Origin of the sequence: Pseudobutyrivibrio ruminis (genome assembly GCF_015057245.1) — a bacterium.
In the GTDB taxonomy this organism is placed as follows: Bacteria; Bacillota; Clostridia; order Lachnospirales; family Lachnospiraceae; genus Pseudobutyrivibrio; species Pseudobutyrivibrio ruminis_E.
In genome coordinates this window covers 1-3599 of the sequence record NZ_SVET01000034.1, presented here as the reverse complement: position 1 = coordinate 3599, position 3599 = coordinate 1, and the positions used below count along the sequence as shown (strand labels likewise).

Here is a 3599-nt window from a genome sequence, read left to right as displayed (position 1 = left end):
TGTCTACCGCCAATTAATAGGGCACCACGCGACAGCAGCGCGGGCAGTTGCCCTAAATTTACCGCCGACAGATATGCGGGCAGTACAAAAGGGAACATTAATCCCCAAATCTAGTCCTGCTGTTACACTTGTTACACCTTTATAATTTTATGGCCTTAAATAATTCCTCCATAGTTTTATTTATATCCTTACTCTTTTGTATATAGGAAAGTAATGATCTAAGCGCATAAAGTTTTTCGTATTCACTTTTCTTCTGAATGGAATCTGTATTTAACACTGAGAGCTGATTTTTTAATTTATCATTCTCCTTTGTTAAAGAACTGACCTCAGACTGATATTTCTCAATCCTTTTCTGCTGTTCTAATATCTTGTCATTGGCTGCATCAAGCTCTACTGCCATATCAGTTTCTGATTTTTTGTGATCTTCAAGTATCTTCAGAATCATTTCATTTAAGGATTTTATCTTGAATTCATCTTCTTTGATTGTAACTTTGGCTGCTCGTTCAGCAAGCTCATTACTTAAAAAGATGACAATATCATCAGCCCCTTTGTGCCTTAAAATATCGTCTACTCCCTGCTTTGAGAATGATGCATTAAGCTCTGAGAGTTTTTTCTGAATTGTTGTAAATGAGCCTCTTCCTAACGCCTCATGAAGCAGTCTTGTTGTTGGAGTTATTCCAGAGGACTTCATTTTCATGAAAAGTTCTTTGATTTCCTCGTCTGTAATAGGGCTACGGCTTTTTTGTTTTGATGATAACAATGATAACGAATAACTGTTACATTTTAAGTAACAGCCATTTTCAGCCATTTGTGAAACAGAATTTTCATTATTTTTGTTATCATCTGTTACACTAACCTCTGCGCTTTCATTTTTATTCATGGATGTCCTCCTTCTTGGTTAATCTGTTGTTAGTTGAGCGGTGAGAATCTCCTTCCAGATTTATATGGATACAGTTGGTCGATACTCTATCGAGGGCGGCATCAGCGGCTTCTTTAGTACCTCCCATATGGGACAGCCACTTGGCAGGCTTCAGTTGGGATACTAGAATAAGACCACAACGGTTTCGTTCTCTGCACTGCTGTATCAACTCTTTAAAAACAAATGACTCACCTTCCAGAGGATTACCAATACAGATATCATCCAGTAGTAACAGCTGGTTTGAGGCATATTCATTCTTCTTGCTTTCATATTTCATTGGATCTCCTGATTGCTGAGCACACAGCAGATCTAGCATACAGAGAGAATAATCAATGCACTTTGCTCTTAGCCCTTTCCTGCAGGCTGAATCAATGATGGCCGATGCCAAATCGGTTTTTCCACAGCCACACTTTCCTGTGATGAGCACCAGTCCTCCTTCAGAAATCCATTCACAGCCCATCAAATAATCAAGCTTGTTACGACTGAGGTTATAGCTCGTCTTTCTTTCAATAATCACCTCCTGTGTTGCTCCTGAATGTAGCTGAGCCTTTTTAAGTCTTCGGTGGTAACGACTGTTCTTTCTCTTTATAAGCTCATGTGAAAGCAGCTCATTAAGCTGATCATTGAATCCCATTTCTATAAACTCCTTTGATGAGCCTATCTCATTGAGGGCATTTGCCATTCCAGATAGATGCAGTTGTTTTAGAATGTGAATATTCTCTTCTACAGAGTGAATAGAGCCTGAGACCAGAGGCTCTTTAGATTGATTTGAACAAGTCATCATAATACTCCTCACCTCTTACTGAATCTTCACTGTCTGAAGTACTAATATCAGCCTTGACCTGTGTTTGGTCCTGAGCTTTTGTATCCACACCAAGAGCCGACTGTACAAGAGCTGTATAGAGCTTTGATTTTTCATTTTTGAGCTTGCGGAACATATCGAAGTTACAGCTTAACTGAACCACGATGTCAACTTTGTGTTTCCTTTCTAAGACTGCTTTACAGGCAAGTTCCAGACAGTCCAAATCATTCAGATTGTCCGTGCAGAGCTTATAGATGGAGTTACAGATCTTTGTTCCAACCTGATTAGAACGGGAAGTTATCTCAAATACCCAGTTTATGAGCAGCTGAATGTTATCAGTAGCCTTTTCTATCTTGGAAAATTCGGAGATAAACCACTCTTTTGTTCGAGAAGTGACTTTTTCTGATTCAGTTTTAAATTTATCTGCTTTATGATGATTTCCAGGGGGAATGCAGTTTCTGTCTAATTCATATTCGACAATAGAGCGCAATGTCTTCTCATGTCTTAGAACAATCTGCTTTCCCCTCATGTTTTCAATCAGAATAGTCTTGCCGACGTTATCTTTGCCTGCATAATAGTAGTTGCGCTGGTAGTTAACGTAGCCATCCTTATGGACTACTGCATAAGATATATAGCGAACATCAGGTCGGATTAAGGGCAATGCTTTTAGGGCGTTTTTCTCAAAACTGTTGAAAACCTCAATGCTCGATAGCTGACCGTGGTTTCTTGGCAATGAATTGATACGGAGAGTTTCTTTTTTTATCAGCTCATTTAAAGCATCGAGATTATCTGCATGTATTTCCTTGCCGTACGATGTACCCTCGAAAAAGTGCTTCAAGGCAAAACCATTGGCTCGTTCATTGCTTCCTTTATACTCTGGTCTTCTTGGTGGACAGAGATCTGTGATAAGACCAAATTCATTTATAGTGAATTCGATAGAAGCCCTTAACTTGGTCCTTTTGGACTTGTTACCGTGGATCACTAGTGCAGAATCGTTGTCACATCGTAGAACCTCAGGTACTCCGCCAAATGAATATAAAGCGTTGATAATGGCTCCTGCCCAGCATATACCTGTACCAGAAGGCATCGCCTCTGCATACAGAAGTCGTGAATACTTGAGAACTGCTGTAAAAATAACTGCCTCATGCTCATTGTTATCAGCATCCAGATACTTTAATCTGTCACCGATGGTATCGATTTCTACTACCGAGCCTGGCCCGAAATTATTGTTTGGATTTGCCTTGTGCTTCAGTAAATCAAGACCTTTGCTATGCAGGTATTCGTCGTATCTACGGCAAAAGGTTCGCTCTGACATGACACCGTCAGGTAAATCTCCTGTAACATAGTTAGGGAAAAGTTTTTTGAGGTAAATATATTCCCAGGCGCTTTTAATGGTTGGAAGCATCTGCCCCCAATGACCTTTCTCCTGCAGGTATTTACGTATCTCATCCCAATTCGGTTCGATGAAATCAACCTTTCTTGATTTAAGCTTAAAAAGCTCAATGATAGACAGATCATCCATTTGCATGATGTACTCAGCAGTATAATTAAGCTTTTTGGCAAGTCTCTTATATTTGCCAATAGTTGTGTGACCGATACCTAGCCTCTGCTCGAGCTTTCGTTCTCCTAGAGTTGGATCTTGAAAAGAAAGTTTGAAAATAGATCGGATCTGATCTGGTGTAATATTACTTTCCATTTTTTTATCCTATAAATCACAACGAGATTGTTGCAACGTTATATTAAAGTGGATATAAAAATGAAAGATTGAGGAGAAAAATAAAATTAAACTTATGGGATGATGAAATTGAGTGCCCGAGGAGCTGTCTCGGGTGGTGCCCAAGTTTTGTCGTTCACTGCCCGCCTAATTGGCGGTAGACA

At 39.6% G+C, this 3599-nt stretch carries 3 protein-coding genes; all 3 read right to left on the bottom strand.

Annotated elements, in window-relative coordinates:
* Positions 1 to 139: 139 nt before the first annotated feature.
* Genes E7274_RS14335 through E7274_RS14325 form a run of 3 tightly spaced genes read right to left on the bottom strand, consistent with a single transcriptional unit; the run spans position 140 to position 3249 of the window.
* The gene (locus E7274_RS14335; protein WP_304176916.1) at positions 140 to 880 is read right to left on the bottom strand and encodes a DNA-binding protein; all 741 of its coding nucleotides are present in this window, start codon (positions 878 to 880) and stop codon (positions 140 to 142) included.
* Positions 873 to 1703, bottom strand: coding sequence for an ATP-binding protein (locus tag E7274_RS14330; protein ID WP_304176912.1), 831 nt, complete (start codon positions 1701 to 1703; stop codon positions 873 to 875). Before E7274_RS14330 ends, E7274_RS14335 begins: the two co-directional genes overlap by 8 nt.
* Entirely contained in the window at positions 1678 to 3249 is a 1572-nt protein-coding gene (locus E7274_RS14325) for a DDE-type integrase/transposase/recombinase (protein ID WP_304176909.1), read from the bottom strand. Before E7274_RS14325 ends, E7274_RS14330 begins: the two co-directional genes overlap by 26 nt.
* Positions 3250 to 3599 lie beyond the last annotated feature (350 nt).